The organism is Flavobacterium sp. UBA7682, from assembly GCF_002482945.1.
Classification (GTDB): Bacteria; Bacteroidota; Bacteroidia; order Flavobacteriales; family Flavobacteriaceae; genus Flavobacterium.
In genome coordinates this window covers 34,297-56,336 of sequence record NZ_DLGY01000042.1, presented here as the reverse complement: position 1 = coordinate 56,336, position 22,040 = coordinate 34,297, and the positions used below count along the sequence as shown (strand labels likewise).

Here is a 22,040-nt window from a genome sequence, read left to right as displayed (position 1 = left end):
TTGTAATTAAAATTAAAAAGAATTAATTGTTTTTCTGATGGCTACCAATCTGGTCATTAAACCTTCAAAATAGTCTAAATGTAGCATATTCGCTCCGTCACTTTTTGCATTCGCCGGATCAAAATGCGTTTCAATAAAAATCCCGTCTACGCCAACGGCAATTCCTGCTTTGGCAATTGTTTCAATCATATCGGGTCTTCCGCCGGTTACACCCGTGGTTTGATTTGGTTGTTGTAAAGAATGGGTAACATCAAGTACGGTTGAAGCATACTGTTGCATCGTTGGAATACCACGAAAATCAACAATCATGTCTTGATAGCCAAACATAGTTCCTCTATCAGTAACCATTACGTTTTGGTTGTTGCAATCTAAGACTTTTTGAACGGCGTGCTTCATGCTTTCCGGACTCATGAATTGTCCCTTTTTCAAGTTGACCACTTTTCCGGTATTGGCTGCAGCTACAACCAAATCGGTTTGGCGAACTAAAAAAGCAGGGATTTGTAGTATATCCACATATTGCGCCGCCATATCGGCATCTTCATTGGTGTGAATGTCGGTAACTGTCGGAATATGAAATGTTTCTGAAACTTTTCTAAGGATTTTTAAAGCTTTTTCATCGCCAATTCCCGAAAAACTGTCAATTCTGGAACGATTTGCTTTTTTAAATGACCCTTTAAAAACGTATGGGATTTCTAATTTATCAGTTATAGCAACTAATTTTTCGGCAATTCTCATCGCCATGTCTTCTCCTTCGATGGCACAAGGACCAGCTAATACGAAGAAATTTCCACTATCGGTATTTTTGATTTGTGGAATGGTGTTTATATTCATAAATTTTGGATTTAAAAATCGCTAAGTTATGAATAATTTGGTAATTTTTATAGTTATTTTGTCAAGTTATTTTTGGGTTGAAAGTCCAATAGGAACAAGCAAATAACCTCTTTCATAAATGTTTATGTAAAGTTTTATTGGTTTTTTTTGACCCTCCCACTGCAATTCGTAAATGTCCAGAAAACCGGCACCCACTTCAGTTCTTTTGGTCGGAAACGGACAGCAACTTTCTATTTTAGTAAAGGTTATTTTTTCTCCATTTGGGCCTGTTAAAGCTTTGAGATATCTTTCTGCGTTGAGGTTTTCGTCTTTAGCACTTTTATAGAAAACATTTACAGGATAATCCGGGTCATATCCGTATTTTTTATCCTTACTGTATTCAGTTAAAACAAAGACGTTTTCTTTTAATGTTGGGTTAGGCGCAGTATTATCCACGTTTTTCAAGGTTGAACGTGTGCTTACGCAAGAAGAACAAAGTGAAATGAATACAGCTAAAAGGGTAAAATGAACTATTTTTTTACTCATTAATAAATTATTTTTTTTTTGGTATTCGTGACCCGAGCCTAAAAGGCGAACTGACGTAGTAATCTTTGATTTCATGGTTGATTATTTTTTTTCGGTAATACAATAACCGTGCAATTTTATTTTTTGTTTCGCAAGAGTAATGAAACAAGAGCTCCGGTAATAATTCCCATTGACAATCCACTGAAGACGCCTTGAATCATATAACTTTTTAAGTTAAAATAACTTTGAGCATCTTTCAAAGTGACGTGACGTGATAATAAAGGACTTTTGGTTTTGTACTCAATGATGGTTTCGAAAAAATGGGGACTGATACTTTTGTAAATCACAAATTGTGCAATGGGCATCAATAAGGCAATAAAAAATGATAACACAACACCACTTGCAAAACCTTGAGACCAAGTGATATTGTTGTTGTAAACATATTTTTTCTTTTCTTTTAGGGCTAAATAATAAAACAGCAAAGCAGGAATAGCAAAAAGATTAGTATAAAGCGCATATTGATCGATATGTTGGTCATGTAATCCGGTAAATTTTTCTCCAATTGCCCAAGCCAATACCAATAATATAAAGCGAAGTGTCCATTTTATCTCTATGGAATAGTTTTTCATTGTCTTATTTAATTTAAAGTCAAAAATACTTTATTTCAATAAATTTTATGTCACGAAACACTTTAATATTTCTATTTTTGTAAAAAAATAGGTGCATGGAATTGATCACACATACTTGGCATTGGGCTGTTTCCGGTTTCCTTATCGGAATGATAATGCTGACTCTTAATTATTTTGGAAAAGTATTCGGTATGTCTTCTAATTTACGTTCGTTATGTTCGATGACCGGAATTGGAAAAAAAATAGCTTTTTTCGATTGGGACTGGAAATCACAACGCTGGAATTTGGCTGTAGTTGCCGGAGCAATGCTTGGTGGTTTTGTTGCAGTACATTTTTTGAGTGATGCTTCGAATGTTGATTTGAATCCAAAAACTATTGAACAATTAACAGCAATGGGAATTGAGGCACCCAATGGTAAATTGTTACCTGACGCACTTTTCGGAAATGCAATATTCCAATCCCCTAAAATGATAGCGATTTTAATTATCGGTGGGATTTTGATTGGATTTGGTTCGCGATATGCCGGAGGTTGTACATCGGGTCACGCCATTTCGGGATTGAGTAATCTGCAATTACCATCTTTAAAAGCCGTGATGGGCTTTTTTATTGGTGGCTTAATTATGGCTCATTTTATTTTACCTCTAATTTTCTAAGATATGAAATTATTAAAATATATAATCGTTGGTTTTATTTTCGGAATTGTTTTGACCAAAGCCGAAGCTGTTTCGTGGTACCGAATTTATGAAATGTTCCATTTCCAATCTTTTCATATGTATGGTATAATTGGAGTGGCTGTGGTAACAGGTTTGATTGGTATTCAAATTATCAGAAGAAAAAAATTGAAAGACATTGATGGCAACTCAATTTATATCCAGGACAAAGAAAAAGGCAATATCCGTTATTGGATTGGCGGCACTCTTTTTGGTTTAGGTTGGGCTATGGTTGGTGCTTGTCCCGGACCAATTTTTATCCTTCTTGGTGCCGGATTTATAAGTGTGGGTTTAATTTTACTAGGGGCAATTTTTGGGACATTTTTATACGGACTTATAAAAGATAAGTTGCCTCATTAATAGATTTTGCTAGAAGAGAAAATTAATCGGCTATACGACGGAGTTTGTTTTTGTCGACAATTTTGATTTTTTTACCTATCAAATCAATCAAGCCACTTTTCTTAAGTTCAGAAAGTAATCTAATACAACTTTCCGTAGCTGTACCAATAATTCCGGCCAATTCTTCACGAGATAGTTGAAGCCTAAGCGCACCGTCAGTATCATTACCGAAATTTTCATCTAAATAAATTAATGTTCCGGCTAAACGCTCTTTTACATTCTTTTGGGCCAAACTAACCATGTGATCATCAGCATCTTTCAAATCACCACAAATGGTTTTCATTAAATTCATTGAAAACTGATTGTTTTGATTGAAGAACTGAATAATCTCGTTTTTCGGAATAAAACAAACTTCCATGTCTTCTAAAGCTACAGCACTTAAGTTTGCCGGTTCTTCGCTAATCATGGAACGTTGTCCTAACAATTCTCCGGGTTTGACCAATTTTACAATTTGATCTTTACCATTGGAACTCAATTTGGACAATTTACAAACACCGTCTTTTATACAATAAATACCATTAGTCACTTCGCCTTCTTCAAAAATAGGATCTCCTTTCTTAATGGTATAAGAAGTTTTACAGTCGGCCATTTTGAGCAACTCATCTTTTGTCAATGCCTTTAGAGAACTAAATTGCCTCACGATACATTGTTCACATTTACTCATATTGATTTTGGGTTTGTTTTTTACAAATATATTGAAAGTATGACAATTATCATATTTTAATTTTAGTATTTACTTGACATTTGTCCAAGGTAAAATGAGCAAATTATGAATACATCACAGTGTTTCCATTGTGGTAATGATGTTATAAAAAAAGATGAGATTCTTTTTGACGACAGAAGTTTTTGTTGTAACGGTTGTAAAACAGTTTACGAAATCTTTAGTCAAAATGACTTGTCTTGTTATTATGATTTTCAATCGGCGCCGGGCGCTACACCACAAGATATTAAAGGCAAATATGATTTTTTAGCCAATGAAGAAATTGTCAACAAACTTCTCGAATTCCAAGAAAGTACAACAGCTATTGTTTCACTTTACATTCCTCATATTCACTGTAGTTCGTGTATTTGGATTCTGGAAAATCTACAAAGGCTTCAGCCGGGAATAGGTGCTTCTCAAGTTAATTTTCCCCATAAGAAAGTCAGAATCACTTACAATCCTGAACAGACCAATCTCAAACAAATTGTTGAGATACTTTGTTCTATTGGCTACGAACCCTACATCAGTTTAGAAAATTTTGACGAAGGCAAAAAGAAAATTGACCGTTCCCTAATTTATAGGTTAGGAGTGGCATTCTTTTGTTTTGGAAACATCATGTTGTTATCGTTTCCCGAGTATTTTGAAGTCAATGAATTTTGGATTGAGCAATACAAGGGATTTTTCCGCTGGCTGACTTTTGCTTTGTCACTTCCGGCATTTTTGTATTCGGCTTCTATCTATTATGTGGCGGCGTGGAAAAGTATGAAACAAGGTATGTTAAACATCGAAATTCCTATCGCTTTAGGAATCGTAGTGATGTTTATTCGAAGTACAGTAGACATCGCATTTGGTTATGGTCAAGGCTTTTTTGACAGTATGTGTGGTTTGATTTTCTTTATGTTGTTGGGAAAATTGTTTCAGAAAAAAACCTATGATTTTCTTTCTTTTGAGCGCGATTATAAATCTTATTTTCCAATCGCAATCACTAAAATTTTACCCGATGGAAAAGAAACAGCAGTTCAGGTTTACGATATAAAAAAAGGCGATAGGCTATTAATTCGCAACCAAGAATTAATTCCGGTAGACGGAATTCTGATTTCTGAAAAAGCTTCCATAGATTACAGTTTTGTAACCGGAGAAGCAGTTGCTATTGATAAAAAATCAGGCGATAAGATTTTTGCCGGCGGAAAACAATTGGGTAAAGTCATCGAAATGGAAGTCTTGTTTTCGGTGTCCCAAAGTTATTTAACCCAATTGTGGAGCAACGATGTTTTCCAGAAGAAAGTCGACCAAAAACACAAATCCATTACCGATAAAATCAGTCGTTATTTTACGCCAGCCTTGTTGTTATTGTCTGTAGTGTCTTTTATTTATTGGATTTTTATTGATGTTTCCACTGCTTTTAATGTATTTACCGCCATACTAATTGTGGCTTGTCCATGTGCTTTGGCTTTAACGGCACCATTTACTTTAGGCAATGTATTAAGGATTATGGGTAACCGAAAATTATACCTTAAAAATGCCATTGTCATAGAGCAATTGGCAAAAGTAGATACCATTGTTTTCGACAAAACCGGAACCATTACCACCAATGAAAAGACATCGATAACCTATGAAGGTACCGCTTTAAATGATTTCGAAATGAAATTATTAAAGAATGTACTAAGAGGTTCCAATCATCCGTTGAGCAGAAGATTATATGATTTCATTCCACCACAAGATAAAATGGAAACAACTTCTTTTGAAGAGGTCATTGGGAAAGGAATTTTCGCCGAAATCGGACAGGATACGATCAAATTAGGTTCCTCACAGTTTTTGCAGCACATGAGTGAAAACACCCATAAGAAAACCAAAGTCCATGTTGAAATCAACGGCTTATATAAAGGTAGTTATGTTTTTAACAATCAATACAGAAAAGGATTAGAACAATTGTTTGAGAATTTGGACAAAAAGTACAATTTAATTGTATTATCAGGAGACAACGACGGCGAACGCAGCATTTTAGAAAAAATGCTTCCCAAAAAAACTACTTTGGCCTTTAACCAAAAACCCGAACAGAAATTAGCTTACATCGATAACCTTCAAAAAGAAGGTAAAAATGTATTAATGATAGGCGATGGTCTCAATGACGCCGGTGCCTTGGCACAAAGTAATGTTGGGATTTCTATTTCTGAAAATGTGAATGTGTTTTCACCGGCTTGTGACGGAATTTTAGATGCAAGTCAGTTTGAAAAGATTGATTTCTTTTTGAAATATTCTAAAAACGCTATGATAACCATTTACTTGAGTTTTGGATTGTCATTGCTTTATAATGTAGTCGGCTTAAGCTATGCCGTAACCGGTAATTTATTGCCAATTGTCGCTGCCATCATAATGCCCTTGAGTACGATAACCATAGTAAGTTTTGTAACCATTATGAGTAATGTTTTTGCCAACAGAAAATAAAACCCGAAGTATGACAAATGTCATATTTTAAGAATAATCGCAGAAGTAATTTTGTCTAACACAAATTAGAGGTATGAGTGTCATTTATATGTTAATCTCGATAAGTATTGTAGTCGCTGTATTCTTTCTCTACGCTTTTATCAAAGCTGTAAGAGGCGGTCAATATGATGACGACTATACACCATCCGTCAGAATGCTTTTTGACGACGAGCTAGTAAAAGAAACTAACAAAAATCAAATTAATATAACCGAAGAAAAACAATTATAATTATGGAAATGCAACAATTTCAGTATGACAACAAAATTGTAAGGAACTTCATTTACGCCAGTATCGTTTTCGGTATTGTAGGTATGCTAGTTGGGCTATTATTAGCATTTATGTTTTTATTTCCCAACCTAACCAGCGGAGTTTCCTTTTTAAGTTTTGGGCGTCTTAGACCTTTACACACTAATGCAGTGATTTTCGCATTTGTGGGTAATGCCATGTTTGCCGGAGTGTACTACTCAATGCAACGTTTGTTAAAAGCCAGAATGTTTAGCGATTTGTTAAGCAAACTTCACTTTTGGGGGTGGCAATTAATTATAGTAGCCGCGGCGATTACGTTACCGTTGGGCTATACAACTTCAAAAGAATACGCCGAATTAGAATGGCCGATTGATATCGCTATTGCTTTGATTTGGGTTGTATTTGGTATCAATATGATTGGTACAATTATCAAAAGAAGAGAACGTCATATTTATGTGGCCATTTGGTTCTACATTGCGACTTTCGTAACTGTTGCCGTCCTTCACATATTTAACAGTTTTGAATTACCTGTTTCTGCCATGAAATCTTACTCTGTTTATGCCGGAGTGCAAGATGCCTTGGTACAATGGTGGTACGGACACAACGCTGTTGCCTTTTTCTTAACTACGCCATTCTTGGGAATGATGTACTATTTTGTGCCAAAAGCGGCTAATAGACCTGTTTATTCATACCGACTTTCTATCATTCACTTTTGGTCACTAATCTTCATCTATATTTGGGCAGGACCACACCATTTATTGTACTCTTCTTTACCTGATTGGGCACAAAACTTGGGTGTCGTATTCTCAGTAATGTTGATTGCACCGTCTTGGGGTGGTATGATTAATGGATTATTAACCCTTCGTGGGGTTTGGGATAAAGTAAGAACTGATGCAGTATTGAAATTCTTCGTAGTAGCGATTACCGGTTACGGTATGGCAACTTTTGAAGGCCCAATGCTTTCCTTGAAAAACGTAAACGCTATTGCCCACTTTACCGATTGGATTATTGCCCACGTACACGTTGGAGCTTTAGCTTGGAACGGATTTTTATCTTTCGGTATGATTTATTGGTTGATTCCAAGAATGACTAAATCGAAATTATATTCTGAAAAATTAGCCAACTTCCACTTTTGGATTGGTACTCTAGGGATTATTCTTTATGCATTGCCAATGTATGTAGCCGGATTTACTCAGGCTTCAATGTGGAAACAATTCAAACCGGACGGCACTTTACAATATGGTAACTTCTTGGAAACGGTGACTCAAATTATGCCAATGTACTGGATGCGTGCTATCGGTGGTACTTTGTATTTAATAGGTGTAATTGTTTTGGTTTTCAACATTGTGAAAACAGTAAAACAAGGTTCAGCAATTCAAGACGAACCAGCAGAAGCTCCGGCACTAGCTGTCATTAGTCCAAACCGTTTGAAAGGTGAAAAATGGCATGCTTGGTTAGAAAGAAAACCGGTAAGATTTATGATTTACACTACCATAGCTATTTTAATTGGTGGTTTGATTCAAATTCTGCCTACTATTTTAGTAAAATCAAATATTCCAACGATTGCCGCTGTAAAACCATATACGCCGCTTGAATTACAAGGTAGGGATTTGTATATCAGAGAAGGTTGTGTAAGCTGTCACTCTCAAATGATTCGTCCTTTCCGTTCAGAAGTTGAACGTTATGGTGAATATTCTAAATCAGGTGAAAATGTTTATGACCATCCATTCCTTTGGGGTTCTAAACGTACCGGTCCGGATTTAGCAAGAGAAGGTGTTCCAGGAAAACCATTCAATGGAGGTAGAGATGATGTTTGGCATTTCAATCATATGTATGACCCGCAAAGTATCTCTCCGGGATCAATTATGCCAAGGTACCAATGGTTGATTAAAGACAAATTAGACAATTCAACATTACAAGCTAAATTGGAAGCGATGGTAACTTTAGGAGTTCCTTATTCTGAAGAAGAAGTGGCAAATGCTCTTAAAATTTCTGATGAACAAGCGTCTAAAATAGAAGCCAAATTATTAGCAAATCCGGATATCAAAAAATCTTTTGGAAATGCAACGGTTCCGTTGAAAGACAGAGAAATTGTAGCCTTGATTGCTTATCTGCAAAGATTAGGAACAGACACACAAGTAAAATCTAAAAAATAAGCGTCATGTTGAAATATGTAAAACACAATTTAGAAACGATTGCGGGTGTAGAAATCTACCCAATTATTTCTCTGACGATTTTCTTTACCGCTTTTGTCTTGTTCACCGTTTGGGCAATGACCTACAGCAAGGAAACTATCAAAAAAGTAAGTAACCTTCCGTTGGAAGACTAATTATTCCAACTTTAAAAGTATAAAAATGAAAAAATTATTTCCATCATACGTAAGAGTTCCACTGATTTTCGCCTTTGTTTTTGGTGCTTTGGAATATTTCATAGACTCAGGAGACCGTCCGGCTTTCATTAAGTTCCCAATGGTTTCTCTATTTCTAGTAGTCTTCTTGTTCTTGTTGGTTGCCATCGAGATTGTAGTTAGTGCAGTTGATAATGTAACTTATCACATGCTGACTGACGAACAACGCAAGCAATTGGAAGAAGCTCAATCGGTTTCTTTTACCGAAAGCAAATGGGTGCAAAACATCATGAAAAGCATGACCCGTTCTAAATCTATCGAACAAGAAGCTGATGTAATGCTCGATCATGATTATGACGGTATCAAAGAATTGGACAATGTGTTGCCGCCTTGGTGGGTGAACTTGTTCTATGCAACCATTATTTTCGGAGTGATTTATTTGGTGAGATTCCATGTAATGGATGACTACACTCAAGCTCAGGAATACGATCAGGAAGTAGCTGCAGCCAATATTGAAATTGAAAAAAATAAGCTCAATTCGCCTAAAGAGGAGATTACTTTTGACAAAGTAACTTTACTAACCGATGCTGAGAGTTTGGCTAAAGGAAAAGAAATCTATACTAATGCTTGTGCCGCATGTCACAAAGCTGACGGTGGTGGTGTTGTTGGGCCAAATTTAACTGATGACCATTGGATAAATGGAGGCGGAATTAAAAACGTTTTCAAATTAATATCCGAAGGAAGTAAAAACAACCCAACTATGGTAGGCTGGGCAAAAACTCTTGGTACTAAAGAAGTCCAAAAAGTAGCGAGTTATGTACTTAGTTTACAAGGTACAAAACCTGCTGGAGGTAAAGCAGCCGAAGGAGAAAAATGGGTAGAAGAAGCAGCGCCAAAAGCGGAAGCAGCAGTAACAACCGACAGTACTACTGTAGTGGCAAAATAATTCGAATTAAATCTTTAATTCAAAAACAAAATGGAAAATAATATACCGGATGAAAGTTTTAGAGACAGTATCTCCACTATTGATGAGAAAGGGAAGCGAGTATATGTCCATCCCAAAAAACCTTCGGGGCCGTTTTATAATAAACGAAAAATAGTCAGCTATTTATTGTTAGCCTTTTTGCTATCAGCACCGTTTATCAAAATCAATGGCAATCAGTTTTTACTCTTTAATGTAATCGACAGAAGGTTTAATATTTTCAGTTTCCCATTTTGGCCACAAGATTTTCACCTTTTCGTAATCTCCATGATTATTGGAGTAGTGGGATTGGCCTTATTTACCGTAGCGTTCGGACGTATTTTTTGCGGTTGGTTTTGTCCGCAAACTATTTTTATGGAAATGGTTTTTCGCAGAATTGAGTTCTGGATTGATGGTGATAGAGCACAGCAAATGCGTTTGTCAAAACAGTCTTGGGATGCTGAAAAAATCAGAAAGCGTGTAACCAAATGGATAGTATTTTTCATCATTTCGTTTGTCATTGCCAATGTGTTTTTGGCCTACTTAATCGGAAGTGATGAACTAATTGAATTCATCAAAGAAGGACCGGCGCAAAATACCGGTACGCTCATTGCTTTATTGATTTTTACAGGGGTTTTCTACTTCATTTACGCTTGGTTCAGAGAGCAAGTTTGTATAATTGCTTGCCCTTATGGTAGAATGCAAGGTGTTTTATTGGATAATAAAACCATCAATGTCGCTTATGACCATGTTCGTGGCGAAGGAGAAATCGGTCGGGCCAAATTCAATAAAAATGAAGACCGAAAAGCTTTAGGCAAAGGTGATTGCATTGATTGCAAAGTCTGCGTGCATGTTTGTCCAACCGGAATTGACATTAGAAACGGCGTACAATTAGAATGTATCAATTGCACCGCTTGTATTGATGAATGCGATTCCATTATGGAAAAAGTTGGTTTGCCGAAAGGGTTGATTCGTTATGCAAGTGAAGATGAAATCGTAAAGAAAGAACCGTTCAAATTAACGACTAGGATGAAAGGTTACATAGCCGTTTTGACTATCTTAATTGGTGTTTTTATCGGAATGTTATTTTTGCGAAATGATGTCGAGGCCACTATTTTACATGCGCCGGGACAAATGTTCCAACATGATGGCGACAAGATTAGCAACATTTATAATTACGATATTATCAATAAAACCGAAAAGGAATTTGAGCATGTCACTTTCAAGTTAGTAGAGCCCAAAGGCGAAATCAAACTCGTAGGTAGTCCATTTGCTAAAGTGCCAAAACAAGGGATGACCAAAGGAACTTTCTTCGTCAAAATCCTGGAAAGCAATTTACAAGGCGAAAAAGTTGAATTGAAAATTGAGGTTTACAATAACAATAAATTAATCGAAACGGCGACGACCAATTTTGTGGGTCCGAGAAATTTCAACTAAAAAATAGAGTCATGAAAATCAATTGGGGAAAAGGAATTGTCATAGCTATTGCACTATTCATGGGCTTCATTTTATACTTTGTGGTCAAAGTACAATCAGACAGTCAGTATGATAACGAAATGGTTACTGAGCAATATTATAAAAAAGAGAAACTGGTTCAGGGTAATATTGAAAGCATTCAAAATGCCAACAATCTAACAGAGAAAGTAGCTATTGATAAAAACGCTGCAGGAGTAACAGTCAATTTCCCCAAGAATTTAGACTATTCAAAAATTAAAGGAAAAGTATCCCTATATAGACCGTCTAACCAAAAACTGGATTTTGAAATCCCTATTTCTCTGTCCGGTTTTGATTTGCTCATACCTAAAAACAATCTGGTTGACGGTCTTTGGGGTATTACTGTCGCGTGGGAATACGAAGGGAAAAGTTATTTGAATAAGGAAGAAATCTATTTCTAACAGGTCTAACCATCTAAGAAGTCTAATAATCTAAAAAATGCTTTACACCGCACTTATCTTCGGCTTAATTTCCAGTTTGCACTGTATTGGCATGTGCGGACCGATTGCTATGATGTTGCCGGTAGACAGAAATGATTCAACAAAAAAAGCATTCCAAATTCTACTTTATCACACCGGAAGATTGACATCTTACGCGACTTTAGGATTGCTTTTCGGATTATTGGGAAAAGGATTGTATCTCGCGGGAATGCAACAACGATTTTCAATTGTCTTAGGTGTTCTGATGATTTTAATTGCGATAATTCCGGAAAAAATATTTGCCCAATACAATTTTTCTAAACCAATTTATAAAGTCATATCTAAAGTAAAAAGTAGTTTAGGAAGTCAATTCAAACGCAAAACACCTGATGCTTTTTTTACTATTGGTATTTTCAACGGCTTATTGCCTTGCGGATTGGTTTATGCAGCTTTGTTTGGCGCTATAGCGATGCAAAATGTGACTTTAGGAGTAACTTATATGGTACTTTATGGGGTAGGAACTATTCCGTTAATGAGCGCAGTGGTTTATGTAAGCACAATTTTGTCGTTACCATTTAGAAACAAATTGCAAAAAATAGTACCTTTAATAACCGTTATTATAGGCCTTTTATTTGTATTGCGAGGCATGGGTTTAGATATCGCTTATGTTTCACCCAGCAATTTAAATTTATTTGTCCAAGCAAATGCCAATTGTCATTAGTAAACAAACCACTTTAAACAATAATTAACAATTAAACTCCCAACCCATGGAAAAACACGATTTATTACATGAATTTCCTGAATTTAAAGATAGAATTCACGAACTGAAAATTTCAGATGCACACTTCAGAACTTTATTTGATGAGTATCACGAAATTGAACACCAAATTCACCGAATCAATATGGGTTCGGAAATAGCCAACGACAATTTTGTGCATGAATTAAAGGCCAAATTGTTATTCCTCAAAGACGAACTTTACGCCCATTTGAATAAATAGATTGATAAGTTAATTGAGTTGTTAGCCACGTTGAAAGACGTGGTTTTTTTATGTTGATTTTTCTTTTCCTAACACCAACTTTAAACTCAAAAACTTCCCCATAAAAATAAACTCGCTAATCCTAATATCGCAGGAACCGCTTGTACGTAAAAAATTCTTTTAGAAGCGGTTAATGCTCCGTAAATTCCGGCTACAAGTACACAACTTAAGAAAAATAATGCTATATTTTTACTCCAATCAGCATTAGTAATTATTAGTGACCAAATCAAACCGGCGGCGAGAAAGCCGTTGTATAAACCTTGATTGGCAGCCATGACTTTAGTTTTTTCAAATTGGTCTGCGGGAATGGTTTTAAAAACTTTGCGTCCGCGAGTCGTCCAAGCAAACATTTCCAGCCATAGAATGTAAAGGTGTAATGCCGCTATAAATCCAATGATAATCTGTGATGGTAAATTCATGGTTAGTCATTTTCGTTAAAAATCCGTTCAATTCTTTTATCAGGTATTAACCACATCAATGCTACAAAAATGTAGATTCCACCGGCGATAGAAGGGAATTTATAAGCGCAAAGCATAGCAATTAAATACAAAATCGGAGAAGATTTTCCTTTGTAATCTTTGCCCAATGCTTTTGACAATAAAGAGTCTTTACCGTGGTGACTTAGGATTAAATTTTGTAAAATGAAGTAGGCCAAACCATTCATAAGAAGAATAAATCCGTAAAACATCATCGGGAAAGGAGCAAATTTATGCTCACCAATCCAAGCTGTCGCAAACGGAATCAATGACAACCAGAATAACAAATGCAAATTGGCCCAAAGAATTTTTCCATTAACTTTTTTAACGGTATGCATCATGTGATGGTGGTTATTCCAATAAATTCCAACATATATAAAACTCAAAACATAACTCAAAAATTTATGTAGTAACGGAACTATAGCTTCGTAACTGACACTGTTCGGAACTTTAAATTCCAATACCATAATGGTGATGATAATCGCTAAAACACCATCGCTAAAGGCTTCGAGTCTGTTTTTATTCATAATTTCTGCTTTCTTTTGTCTGTGTTCTGATTTCTGCCTACTTCTTAAAGTTCTTCTCAATCGCCTTTATCATTTCTCCGGCAATGTCTTTATTAGTAGCGCCTTCTATACCTTCTAATCCGGGTGAAGAGTTTACTTCTAACAATAACGGACCTTTGGACGAACGAATAATGTCAACACCGGCCACTTTCAAATCCATGGCTTTAGCAGCCTTGATGGCTATTTTCTTTTCTTCAACTGTTGGTTTAATCACCGAAGCAGTGCCGCCCATATGGATGTTGGCTCTAAATTCTCCCGGGGCGGCTTCACGTTGGATTGCGGCTACGACTTTGCCATCTACAACAAATAAGCGCAAATCTTTTCCGTTGGCTTCTTTAATAAATTCTTGTACCAAAATATTGGCATTTAAACTTTTGAACGCATTGATTACCGATTCGGCTGCTTTTTTGGTTTCGGCTAAAACAACGCCTTTTCCTTGAGTGCCTTCCAATAATTTTACGATTAATGGCGAACCGCCAACCATTTTAATCAAATCGTCTGTATCCAATGGTGAATTTGCAAATCCGGTTGTGGGAATATCTACGCCGTGGTGTAATAACAATTGAAGCGAAAAAAGTTTGTCTCGTGATTGGGTTATCGCTGCCGCGGAATTTAAACAAAAGACTTTCATCGCTTCAAATTGGCGTGTCAAAGCACAACCGTAAAAGGTAATGCTCGGGCGAATTCTCGGAATTATCGCATCGAAATTGTCTAATATTTTTCCGCCGCGATAATGTATTTCGGGTTTATCAGCATCGAGTTTCATATAACATTCCTTGATGTTCAAAAAGCGCATTTCGTGACCACGCATTTCGCCGGCTTCCATGATACGTTTGTTGCTGTACAATTCGGGATTACTGGCTAAAACGCCTATACGCAAACCTGATTTAATGGCGATAGCATCTTGGTATAAATCCTTTAAATTTTCGATTGAGGTATGTCCCAATAAATATTTTTGTTCCGGGTCGACTAATATTCTGCCGCTCATCGCTTCCCGACCTAACAACATTCGGAAACCCATGGAATCTCGGTTGGTTAAAGTCATTTCGATTTCCCAAATATCGGTTCCGATAGATAAATTGGTTTTGATTACATACCGTTGTTCGCGAAAGCCACTCGAGCTTTTGACAATTCTTTTGTCGACTAATTTGGCTTCACAATGAATCACGGTTTTGAGGTTATTCTGAATAGGGTTGATGTCAAATTTTACCCAGTTTTCACCATCTTTCAGGAATGGAGCAATGTTGATGGCGTGTAGTGCCGAAGTTTTCGCACCCGAATCAACACGGGCTTTGATAGCAGGAATTCCGAGTTCGGGAAAAGAACACCATTCTTCGGAACCTAATATGATTTTGTTTATTGGCATTTGATAAAAAATTTAAGCCACAAATTACTCAAATTCTCACTGATTAAATGGCGTGAATTTGAATAATTTGTGGCTTTTAAAGATTAAAATTATCTTATTTTGTTGGCTTTTCAGCTTTTTGAATCGTAACGGTCAACTCTTGAGAAGCTTCGTCTAAATCCATAAAAATTTCATCGCCTGACGCTATTTTAGAAGTGATAATTTCTTCGGCTAAAGCATCTTCTACATATTTTTGAATCGCTCTTTTTAATGGACGAGCTCCAAATTGTTTGTCGAAACCTTTTTCAGCGATAAATGCCTTGGCAGTATCAGAAAGGTTCAATTTATAACCTAATTCTTCTACACGAGCAAACAATTTTTTCAATTCGATTTCGATAATCAAATCGATGTCGTGTTTTTCTAACGGGTTGAATACGATTACGTCGTCAATTCTGTTTAAAAACTCAGGCGCAAAAGTTTTTTTCAAAGCGTTTTCTACGACACTTTTCGAATGATCATCGGCTTGTGCTACCTTCGCAGCCGTACCAAAACCAACGCCTTGTCCGAAGTCTTTCAATTGGCGTGCTCCAACATTCGAAGTCATGATGATAATCGTATTTTTAAAATCGATTTTTCGGCCTAAACTATCCGTCAAATAACCATCATCTAACACTTGTAACATCATATTAAACACATCAGGATGCGCTTTTTCGATTTCGTCTAAAAGCACTACGCAGTATGGTTTTCTTCTAACTTTCTCCGTCAATTGTCCGCCTTCTTCATAACCAACGTATCCTGGAGGCGCACCGATTAATCTTGAAATCGCGAACTTTTCCATGTATTCACTCATGTCGATTCTAATCAAAGCATCTTCTGAGTCAAATAATTCTTTGGCCAACACTTTCGCCAATTGGGTTTTACCAACACCGGTTTGACCTAAGAAAATAAACGAACCAATCGGGCGATTCGGATCTTTTAATCCGGCGCGATTGCGTTGAATAGAACGGGATATTTTCAAAACCGCATCGTTTTGACCAATCACTTTTCCTTGAATCAATTCAGGTAAATGAGCCAATTTGTTGCTTTCCGTTTGGGCAATACGATTCACCGGAATTCCGGTCATCATCGATACTACATCGGCTACATTGTCTTCGGTTACCCGAATTCTGTTATTTTTTGAATCTTCTTCCCATTGTTCTTGCGCAATGGCTAAGTCTTTTTCTAAGCGTTTTTCGTCATCGCGTAATTTTGCTGCTTCTTCGTATTTCTGTTTTTTAACGACAGAATTTTTCAAATCGCGCACTTCTTCCAACTGGCGTTCCAAATCCAAAATTTGTTTCGGAACATCAATATTAGTAATGTGAACTCTCGAACCGGCTTCGTCTAAAGCATCTATCGCTTTGTCCGGAAGGAAGCGCTCAGACATGTATCTGTTGGTCAATTTAACACACGCTTCGATGGCTTCATCGGTGTAAATCACGTTATGATGGTCTTCGTATTTGTTTTTGATGTTGTTCAAAATGGTAATCGTTTCTTCCACCGAAGTAGGCTCTACAATTACTTTTTGGAAACGTCTTTCTAACGCACCATCTTTTTCAATATACTGTCTGTATTCATCAAGTGTTGTAGCACCGATACATTGTATTTCGCCACGCGCTAACGCCGGTTTGAACATATTCGATGCATCTAGCGAACCTGTGGCACCACCGGCTCCAACAATGGTATGGATTTCGTCAATGAATAAAATGATATCGTCGTTTTTCTCCAATTCGTTCATCACGGCTTTCATTCTTTCTTCAAATTGTCCGCGGTATTTTGTACCGGCAACAAGCGAAGCCAAATCAAGCGTTACGACTCTTTTGTTGAAAAGAATACGCGATACTTTCTTTTGAATAATACGCAAAGCCAAACCTTCGGCGATGGCAGATTTACCAACACCCGGTTCACCAATGAGTAACGGATTGTTTTTCTTTCTTCGGCTTAAAATTTGAGACACACGCTCAATTTCTTTTTCACGACCAACTACCGGGTCGAGTTTGCCTTCTTCAGCCAATTCGGTTAAGTCACGACCAAAATTATCCAATACCGGAGTTTTCGATTTTTTATTAGTCTTATTAGCCGGATTATTGAAACTACCTTCTTTTAAACTGTCATCTTGACCAGAATCATCATTGAATGACTCATTTCTAGGCAGGTTATCTGTAAAATCTTCTTCGTTTGGTGTCATATTCAAATACTGTTCTTTAACTACGTTATAATCTATTTTCAGACGATGCAATAGTTTGGTTGTAGGATCATTTTCGTTTCTTAGAATACACAAAAGCAAATGTGCAGTACTTATGGAAGTCGCTTGGAATACCTTTGCCTCTAAGAATGTTGTTTTTAAGGCACGTTCGGCCTGACGTGTCAAGTGTAAATTCTTTTTTTCGTTGCTTATTTCAACGTTTGGATTTGCCGGGCTTAAGATTTCGACCTTCTTTCGCAAATGCTCTAAATCTATAGACAGGTTATTTAAAATGGCAATTGCTTTACCATTTCCATCTCTGAGGATACCCAGCATCAAATGTTCAGTGCCAATAAAATCATGGCCCAAACGTAATGCTTCTTCCTTGCTGTAGGTTATAACATCTTTGACTCTTGGTGAAAAATTATCATCCATATAAATTAGGGTTGTTGGTAATGTAAATTTAGTTATTATGAATGGTTCTAACAAAAATCATTCCGCCTAAATGTACTGTCAGCTAATTGACAAAAAAAAAGCCAATAATAAAAGTAGTGGTGTAACTATTTTATTAACCAAAAAAAGAGCCTATTTTGTTAATAAATCATTGAAATTTGTGGGCTAAAATTAGTACTAAAAGCTATAAATATTCTATATTAGCACGTTTTGAATTTAAACTAATTTTTTATTAATAATTTATAAAATATGTCTGACGGAGAAAAGTTAATTCCTATTAACATCGAAGATGAAATGAAATCAGCTTACATCGATTATTCGATGTCTGTAATTGTCTCAAGAGCGCTACCTGACGTGCGTGACGGTTTAAAGCCGGTACACCGAAGAGTGTTATATGGAATGTATGATTTAGGCGTTTTTTCAAATAGAGCTCACAAAAAATCCGCAAGAATTGTTGGAGAAGTATTGGGTAAATATCACCCGCACGGCGATACTTCAGTTTATGACGCCATGGTTCGTATGGCACAAGAATGGAGTTTGCGTTATTTATTAATTGACGGTCAAGGTAACTTTGGATCTGTTGATGGCGATAGTCCTGCAGCGATGCGTTACACGGAAGCCAGAATGAAAAAAATGTCAGAGGACATTATGGCAGATATCGACAAAGAGACAGTTGATTTCCAATTGAACTTTGACGATACTTTATATGAGCCAAAGGTAATGCCAACCAGAGTTCCGAATTTATTGATTAACGGAGCATCCGGTATTGCTGTTGGTATGGCGACCAATATGGCGCCGCACAATTTAACAGAAGTAATTGATGGTACTTTAGCGTACATTGACAATAATGATATAGAAATTGACGAATTAATCACACATATCAAAGCACCGGATTTTCCAACCGGAGGTGTGATTTATGGTTATGAAGGTGTTCGTGAAGCTTTCAAAACAGGACGTGGTAGAATTGTGATTCGTGCCAAAGTTGCTTTTGAAGAATCCAATGGAAGAGAAGCAATTATTGTTTCTGAAATTCCATACCAAGTCAACAAGGCAGACATGATTAAAAAAACTGCCGATTTGATCAATGACAAAAAGATTGAAGGTATTTCCAATATTCGTGACGAATCGGATAGAAACGGAATGCGTATCGTTTACGAATTGAAACGTGACGCGGTTCCAAATGTGGTTTTAAATACACTTTACAAATTTACCTCATTGCAGTCTTCTTTCAGTGTAAACAATATCGCATTGGTAAACGGAAGGCCTCAAATGTTGAACGTAAAAGAATTAATCCATTATTTCGTTGAACACCGTCATGATGTTGTCATCAGAAGAACGAATTTTGAATTGCGCAAAGCGGAAGAAAGAGCGCATATTTTAGAAGGGTTAATCATTGCTTCAGATAATATTGACGAAGTAATTGCATTGATTCGTTCATCGAAAGACGGTGATGAAGCAAGAACCAAATTGATTGAGCGTTTTACTTTATCTGAAATCCAAGCGCGTGCGATTGTTGAAATGCGTTTGCGTCAATTAACCGGTCTGGAACAAGACAAGTTAAGAGCGGAATACGATGAAATCATGAAGTTAATTCAACACTTGAAAGATTTATTGGCAAGTAAAGAATTAAGAATGCAATTGATTAAAGATGAATTAGTAGAAATAAGAGATAAATATGGTGATGCTCGTCGTTCTGTAATTGAATATTCCGGTGGCGATGTGAGTATCGAGGATTTGATTGCCGATGAAAATGTAGTAATCACAATTTCTCACGCCGGTTATATCAAACGTACTAATTTATCAGAATACAAAACGCAGAATAGAGGTGGCGTTGGACAAAAAAGTGCCGGTACTCGTGACCAAGATTTTTTGGAACATTTATTCGTGGCAACCAATCACCAATACTTGTTATTCTTCACGCAAAAAGGAAAATGTTTCTGGATGCGCGTTTACGAAATTCCTGAAGGAAGCAAAACGAGCAAAGGTCGTGCGATTCAAAACTTAATCAACATCGAAAGTGATGATAAAGTAAAAGCTTTCATTTGCACGCAAGACTTAAAAGACGAAGAATACATCAATAGTCATTATGTAATCATGGCGACCAAACAAGGTCAAGTGAAGAAAACACCGTTGGAACAATATTCACGTCCGCGTCAAAATGGTATCAATGCCATTACGATTAGAGAAGATGATGAATTAATGGAAGCCAAATTGACCAATGGAGAAAGCCAAGTTTTAGTGGCGGTGAAATCAGGTAAGTTGGTTCGTTTCGAAGAAGGGAAAACGCGTCCAATGGGAAGAACCGCTTCCGGAGTACGTGGAATTACCTTAGCTGACGATAAAGATGAAGTAATTGGTATGGTTTCTGTCAACAAAGATGACATCAATGATACGCAACTTTTAGTAGTAACTGAAAATGGTTACGGAAAAAGAACGAAGTTGGTAGATGAAGATGGAGAAGATGTTTACCGTATCACCAACAGAGGTGGAAAAGGAGTTAAAACCTTAAACATCACTGAAAAAACCGGAGCGTTAATTTCTATTAATGCCGTGACTGATGAAGATGATTTGATGATTATCAACAAATCAGGATTGACCATCAGAATGGAAGTGTCTGATTTAAGAGTTATGGGAAGAGCTACACAAGGAGTTCGTTTGATTAATATCAAAGGAAATGATTCGATTGCAGCAGTAACCAAAGTAATGAAAGAAGACGAAGTGGAAGATGTAGAAGGAGAAATCGTTGACGGTGTTGAGGCCGAAGAAAGTAACGATGCCGAAACTTCTGAAGACAGTCAGGAAGAAACTCAAGAATAATTTAAAATAATACCACATGAAAATTAAACACATTGTATTGGCTTCAACAATACTAGTTTCTGTTTCCGCTTTTGCTCAAAAAGACGAGCTTAAGACGTTAAAGAAAATTTATACCAAAGAAGCGCCTAAACCGGGTGATGTCATAGAGTATAAAAGTACTTTGGCAAGACTTGAAGGATTGGCTACTGAAGAAGGCGATAAAGTTTCAGCCGGATTTTACAAAGCCATGTTGCCTTTGGTAGAGATTATGTCTTTTGGACCAACTGTTACAGAAGCTCAAAAAGCCCAAGTAGTGAGTGCCAAAACGGTTGTTGATATTGAGAAAGGACTGAATGGTACTTTAGAATATGAGAAAAAGACCGGTAAAAAAGTTTATACTGATGATATTTTGAAAAAAGTAGAGTTGTATAAATCTGATATTATCAATTTGGCGATTGCTTTGGGTCAACAACAAAAATTCCAAGAAGCTTCGGATGTATTGTACTCTTTGTACCTTTTAGATAAAAAAGATGCAGACAAATTATTTTTCGCTGCGAGTTATGCTGTTAGTGCTGCTAATTATGACAAAGCTTTCCAATACTACAGTGAATTAAAAGCCCTTAATTATACTGGTGAAGGGACTCTTTATTATGCCTTTAACAATTCTTTAAAGCAAGAAGAAAATTTTGGAAATAACAAAAGCCTTCGTGATATTTCTGTAAATACTACAAAAACGCATTCAAAACCTAGAGATGAGAAAACCGAATCAAAACGTGGTGAAATTTTCAAAAATATTGCGTTGATATTGGTGCAAAAAGGCAAAGTAGAAGAAGCTAAAGCTGCAGTTCAAGAAGCACGTCAGGCCAATCCGGAAGACACATCTTTGATATTGACGGAAGCCGATTTGTATTTAAAAATGAATGATTTTGAAACCTATTCAAAATTAGCTAATGAAGCACTTAGTAAGAATCCTAATAATGTAGATTTGGTATTCAATTTAGGCGTAATCAGTGCCAATGCGAATAAGTCAGACGAAGCTGAAAAACACTATAAAAGAGCTTTAGAAATTAACCCTAATTATTTCAATGCTCATTTGAATTTAGCCGAATTAAAATTAAGAGCTGACGAAAAATGGGTTACTGAATTAAACAAATTAGGTACTTCTGAAAAAGACAACAAACGTTACGAAGTGATTAAAAAATTAAGAGAAGATAATTTCAAATTGATTTTGCCTCATCTTGAAAAAGCGGTAGAATTAGAGCCTACCAATGAACCGGCTAAAAAGACATTGTTAAGTGTTTACAATGCTTTGGAAATGACTGATAAGTACAAAGCTTTGAAAGCTAAAATGTAATCTTTCAATTGATTTAATAAAAAAACCATCCAATATCGGATGGTTTTTTTATGCTTTATTTTTT

The 22,040-nt window shown here is 36.4% G+C and carries 21 protein-coding genes; 13 read left to right on the top strand and 8 right to left on the bottom strand.

Going from position 1 to position 22,040, the window contains the following annotated elements:
• Positions 1-12: 12 nt before the first annotated feature.
• From kdsA to B3C16_RS11990, 3 genes are all read right to left on the bottom strand, one after another.
• Complete coding sequence (kdsA, locus tag B3C16_RS12000) at positions 13-831, bottom strand: 3-deoxy-8-phosphooctulonate synthase (protein ID WP_121313410.1); 819 nt, start codon at positions 829-831, stop codon at positions 13-15.
• A gap of 66 nt (positions 832-897) precedes the next feature.
• Positions 898-1,431, bottom strand: coding sequence for a 2-dehydro-3-deoxyphosphooctonate aldolase (locus B3C16_RS11995; RefSeq protein WP_370453642.1), 534 nt, complete (start codon positions 1,429-1,431; stop codon positions 898-900).
• A 41-nt stretch (positions 1,432-1,472) separates the two neighbouring features.
• Positions 1,473-1,964 (bottom strand): DUF4199 domain-containing protein, encoded by a 492-nt coding sequence (locus B3C16_RS11990; protein WP_121313412.1) that lies wholly within the window; start codon positions 1,962-1,964, stop codon positions 1,473-1,475.
• Between the two features lie 95 nt (positions 1,965-2,059).
• Between B3C16_RS11990 and B3C16_RS11985 the strand changes: the two genes are divergently transcribed.
• Together B3C16_RS11985 and B3C16_RS11980 are read left to right on the top strand one after the other, a co-directional pair.
• Complete coding sequence (locus B3C16_RS11985; RefSeq protein ID WP_291131966.1) at positions 2,060-2,617, top strand: YeeE/YedE family protein; 558 nt, start codon at positions 2,060-2,062, stop codon at positions 2,615-2,617.
• 3 nt (positions 2,618-2,620) lie between these two features.
• Positions 2,621-3,034 carry a DUF6691 family protein gene (locus B3C16_RS11980; protein WP_121313416.1) on the top strand — a complete coding sequence of 138 codons (414 nt, stop codon included), beginning with the start codon at positions 2,621-2,623 and terminating at the stop codon, positions 3,032-3,034.
• A 22-nt stretch (positions 3,035-3,056) separates the two neighbouring features.
• Here B3C16_RS11980 and B3C16_RS11975 read toward each other — a convergent pair whose 3' ends face one another.
• Positions 3,057-3,737 (bottom strand): Crp/Fnr family transcriptional regulator, encoded by a 681-nt coding sequence (locus B3C16_RS11975; protein ID WP_121313418.1) that lies wholly within the window; start codon positions 3,735-3,737, stop codon positions 3,057-3,059.
• A 105-nt stretch (positions 3,738-3,842) separates the two neighbouring features.
• On the opposite strand from B3C16_RS11975, the gene B3C16_RS11970 reads away from it, so the two are divergent.
• From B3C16_RS11970 to B3C16_RS11930, 9 genes are all read left to right on the top strand, one after another.
• Positions 3,843-6,218 carry a heavy metal translocating P-type ATPase gene (locus tag B3C16_RS11970; RefSeq protein WP_291131963.1) on the top strand — a complete coding sequence of 792 codons (2,376 nt, stop codon included), beginning with the start codon at positions 3,843-3,845 and terminating at the stop codon, positions 6,216-6,218.
• Positions 6,219-6,291: 73 nt separating this feature from the next.
• A complete protein-coding gene (gene ccoS / locus B3C16_RS11965) occupies positions 6,292-6,486 on the top strand; it encodes a cbb3-type cytochrome oxidase assembly protein CcoS (protein WP_121313422.1) in 195 nt (64 codons plus the stop codon).
• 2 nt (positions 6,487-6,488) lie between these two features.
• Positions 6,489-8,660: a cytochrome-c oxidase, cbb3-type subunit I gene (ccoN, locus tag B3C16_RS11960; protein WP_121313423.1), complete on the top strand. Its 2,172-nt coding sequence runs from the start codon at positions 6,489-6,491 to the stop codon at positions 8,658-8,660.
• Positions 8,661-8,665: 5 nt separating this feature from the next.
• Positions 8,666-8,833: a CcoQ/FixQ family Cbb3-type cytochrome c oxidase assembly chaperone gene (locus tag B3C16_RS11955; protein WP_121313425.1), complete on the top strand. Its 168-nt coding sequence runs from the start codon at positions 8,666-8,668 to the stop codon at positions 8,831-8,833.
• Positions 8,834-8,858: 25 nt separating this feature from the next.
• Positions 8,859-9,797: a cbb3-type cytochrome c oxidase N-terminal domain-containing protein gene (locus B3C16_RS11950; RefSeq protein WP_121313426.1), complete on the top strand. Its 939-nt coding sequence runs from the start codon at positions 8,859-8,861 to the stop codon at positions 9,795-9,797.
• A 30-nt stretch (positions 9,798-9,827) separates the two neighbouring features.
• A complete protein-coding gene (ccoG, locus tag B3C16_RS11945; protein ID WP_291131958.1) occupies positions 9,828-11,249 on the top strand; it encodes a cytochrome c oxidase accessory protein CcoG in 1,422 nt (473 codons plus the stop codon).
• A gap of 11 nt (positions 11,250-11,260) precedes the next feature.
• Positions 11,261-11,707, top strand: coding sequence for a FixH family protein (locus B3C16_RS11940; RefSeq protein WP_121313429.1), 447 nt, complete (start codon positions 11,261-11,263; stop codon positions 11,705-11,707).
• A gap of 37 nt (positions 11,708-11,744) precedes the next feature.
• The gene (locus tag B3C16_RS11935; RefSeq protein ID WP_291131956.1) at positions 11,745-12,446 is read left to right on the top strand and encodes a sulfite exporter TauE/SafE family protein; all 702 of its coding nucleotides are present in this window, start codon (positions 11,745-11,747) and stop codon (positions 12,444-12,446) included.
• Positions 12,447-12,492: 46 nt separating this feature from the next.
• Positions 12,493-12,723 (top strand): YdcH family protein, encoded by a 231-nt coding sequence (locus B3C16_RS11930; RefSeq protein WP_121313433.1) that lies wholly within the window; start codon positions 12,493-12,495, stop codon positions 12,721-12,723.
• Positions 12,724-12,809: 86 nt separating this feature from the next.
• Here B3C16_RS11930 and B3C16_RS11925 read toward each other — a convergent pair whose 3' ends face one another.
• The 4 genes from B3C16_RS11925 to B3C16_RS11910 all read right to left on the bottom strand — a co-directional run bounded on the left by B3C16_RS11925 (position 12,810) and on the right by B3C16_RS11910 (position 17,808).
• A complete protein-coding gene (locus B3C16_RS11925; protein ID WP_291131954.1) occupies positions 12,810-13,181 on the bottom strand; it encodes a DUF1304 domain-containing protein in 372 nt (123 codons plus the stop codon).
• A gap of 2 nt (positions 13,182-13,183) precedes the next feature.
• Entirely contained in the window at positions 13,184-13,765 is a 582-nt protein-coding gene (locus B3C16_RS11920) for a TMEM175 family protein (RefSeq protein ID WP_291131952.1), read from the bottom strand.
• A gap of 37 nt (positions 13,766-13,802) precedes the next feature.
• Positions 13,803-15,170, bottom strand: coding sequence for a 30S ribosomal protein S6--L-glutamate ligase (gene rimK / locus B3C16_RS11915; RefSeq protein WP_121313435.1), 1,368 nt, complete (start codon positions 15,168-15,170; stop codon positions 13,803-13,805).
• Between the two features lie 94 nt (positions 15,171-15,264).
• Positions 15,265-17,808, bottom strand: a complete 2,544-nt coding sequence (locus B3C16_RS11910; protein WP_121313437.1) for an ATP-dependent Clp protease ATP-binding subunit — start codon at positions 17,806-17,808, stop codon at positions 15,265-15,267.
• Positions 17,809-18,075: 267 nt separating this feature from the next.
• Between B3C16_RS11910 and gyrA the strand changes: the two genes are divergently transcribed.
• Positions 18,076-20,643: a DNA gyrase subunit A gene (gene gyrA / locus B3C16_RS11905; RefSeq protein WP_121313438.1), complete on the top strand. Its 2,568-nt coding sequence runs from the start codon at positions 18,076-18,078 to the stop codon at positions 20,641-20,643.
• Positions 20,644-20,659: 16 nt separating this feature from the next.
• Positions 20,660-21,976 carry a tetratricopeptide repeat protein gene (locus tag B3C16_RS11900; protein ID WP_291131947.1) on the top strand — a complete coding sequence of 439 codons (1,317 nt, stop codon included), beginning with the start codon at positions 20,660-20,662 and terminating at the stop codon, positions 21,974-21,976.
• Positions 21,977-22,040 lie beyond the last annotated feature (64 nt).

Excerpts from the sequence above, each read along its gene's own strand:
- kdsA (WP_121313410.1), bottom strand. The coding sequence starts at position 831 with ATGAATATAAACACCATTCCACAAATCAAAAATACCGATAGTGGAAAT.
- B3C16_RS11995 (WP_370453642.1), bottom strand. The coding sequence starts at position 1,431 with ATGAAATCAAAGATTACTACGTCAGTTCGCCTTTTAGGCTCGGGTCAC.
- B3C16_RS11990 (WP_121313412.1), bottom strand. The coding sequence starts at position 1,964 with ATGAAAAACTATTCCATAGAGATAAAATGGACACTTCGCTTTATATTA.
- B3C16_RS11985 (WP_291131966.1), top strand. The coding sequence starts at position 2,060 with ATGGAATTGATCACACATACTTGGCATTGGGCTGTTTCCGGTTTCCTT.
- B3C16_RS11980 (WP_121313416.1), top strand. The coding sequence starts at position 2,621 with ATGAAATTATTAAAATATATAATCGTTGGTTTTATTTTCGGAATTGTT.
- B3C16_RS11975 (WP_121313418.1), bottom strand. The coding sequence starts at position 3,737 with ATGAGTAAATGTGAACAATGTATCGTGAGGCAATTTAGTTCTCTAAAG.
- B3C16_RS11970 (WP_291131963.1), top strand. The coding sequence starts at position 3,843 with ATGAATACATCACAGTGTTTCCATTGTGGTAATGATGTTATAAAAAAA.
- ccoS (WP_121313422.1), top strand. The coding sequence starts at position 6,292 with ATGAGTGTCATTTATATGTTAATCTCGATAAGTATTGTAGTCGCTGTA.
- ccoN (WP_121313423.1), top strand. The coding sequence starts at position 6,489 with ATGGAAATGCAACAATTTCAGTATGACAACAAAATTGTAAGGAACTTC.
- B3C16_RS11955 (WP_121313425.1), top strand. The coding sequence starts at position 8,666 with ATGTTGAAATATGTAAAACACAATTTAGAAACGATTGCGGGTGTAGAA.
- B3C16_RS11950 (WP_121313426.1), top strand. The coding sequence starts at position 8,859 with ATGAAAAAATTATTTCCATCATACGTAAGAGTTCCACTGATTTTCGCC.
- ccoG (WP_291131958.1), top strand. The coding sequence starts at position 9,828 with ATGGAAAATAATATACCGGATGAAAGTTTTAGAGACAGTATCTCCACT.
- B3C16_RS11940 (WP_121313429.1), top strand. The coding sequence starts at position 11,261 with ATGAAAATCAATTGGGGAAAAGGAATTGTCATAGCTATTGCACTATTC.
- B3C16_RS11935 (WP_291131956.1), top strand. The coding sequence starts at position 11,745 with ATGCTTTACACCGCACTTATCTTCGGCTTAATTTCCAGTTTGCACTGT.
- B3C16_RS11930 (WP_121313433.1), top strand. The coding sequence starts at position 12,493 with ATGGAAAAACACGATTTATTACATGAATTTCCTGAATTTAAAGATAGA.
- B3C16_RS11925 (WP_291131954.1), bottom strand. The coding sequence starts at position 13,181 with ATGAATTTACCATCACAGATTATCATTGGATTTATAGCGGCATTACAC.
- B3C16_RS11920 (WP_291131952.1), bottom strand. The coding sequence starts at position 13,765 with ATGAATAAAAACAGACTCGAAGCCTTTAGCGATGGTGTTTTAGCGATT.
- rimK (WP_121313435.1), bottom strand. The coding sequence starts at position 15,170 with ATGCCAATAAACAAAATCATATTAGGTTCCGAAGAATGGTGTTCTTTT.
- B3C16_RS11910 (WP_121313437.1), bottom strand. The coding sequence starts at position 17,808 with ATGGATGATAATTTTTCACCAAGAGTCAAAGATGTTATAACCTACAGC.
- gyrA (WP_121313438.1), top strand. The coding sequence starts at position 18,076 with ATGTCTGACGGAGAAAAGTTAATTCCTATTAACATCGAAGATGAAATG.
- B3C16_RS11900 (WP_291131947.1), top strand. The coding sequence starts at position 20,660 with ATGAAAATTAAACACATTGTATTGGCTTCAACAATACTAGTTTCTGTT.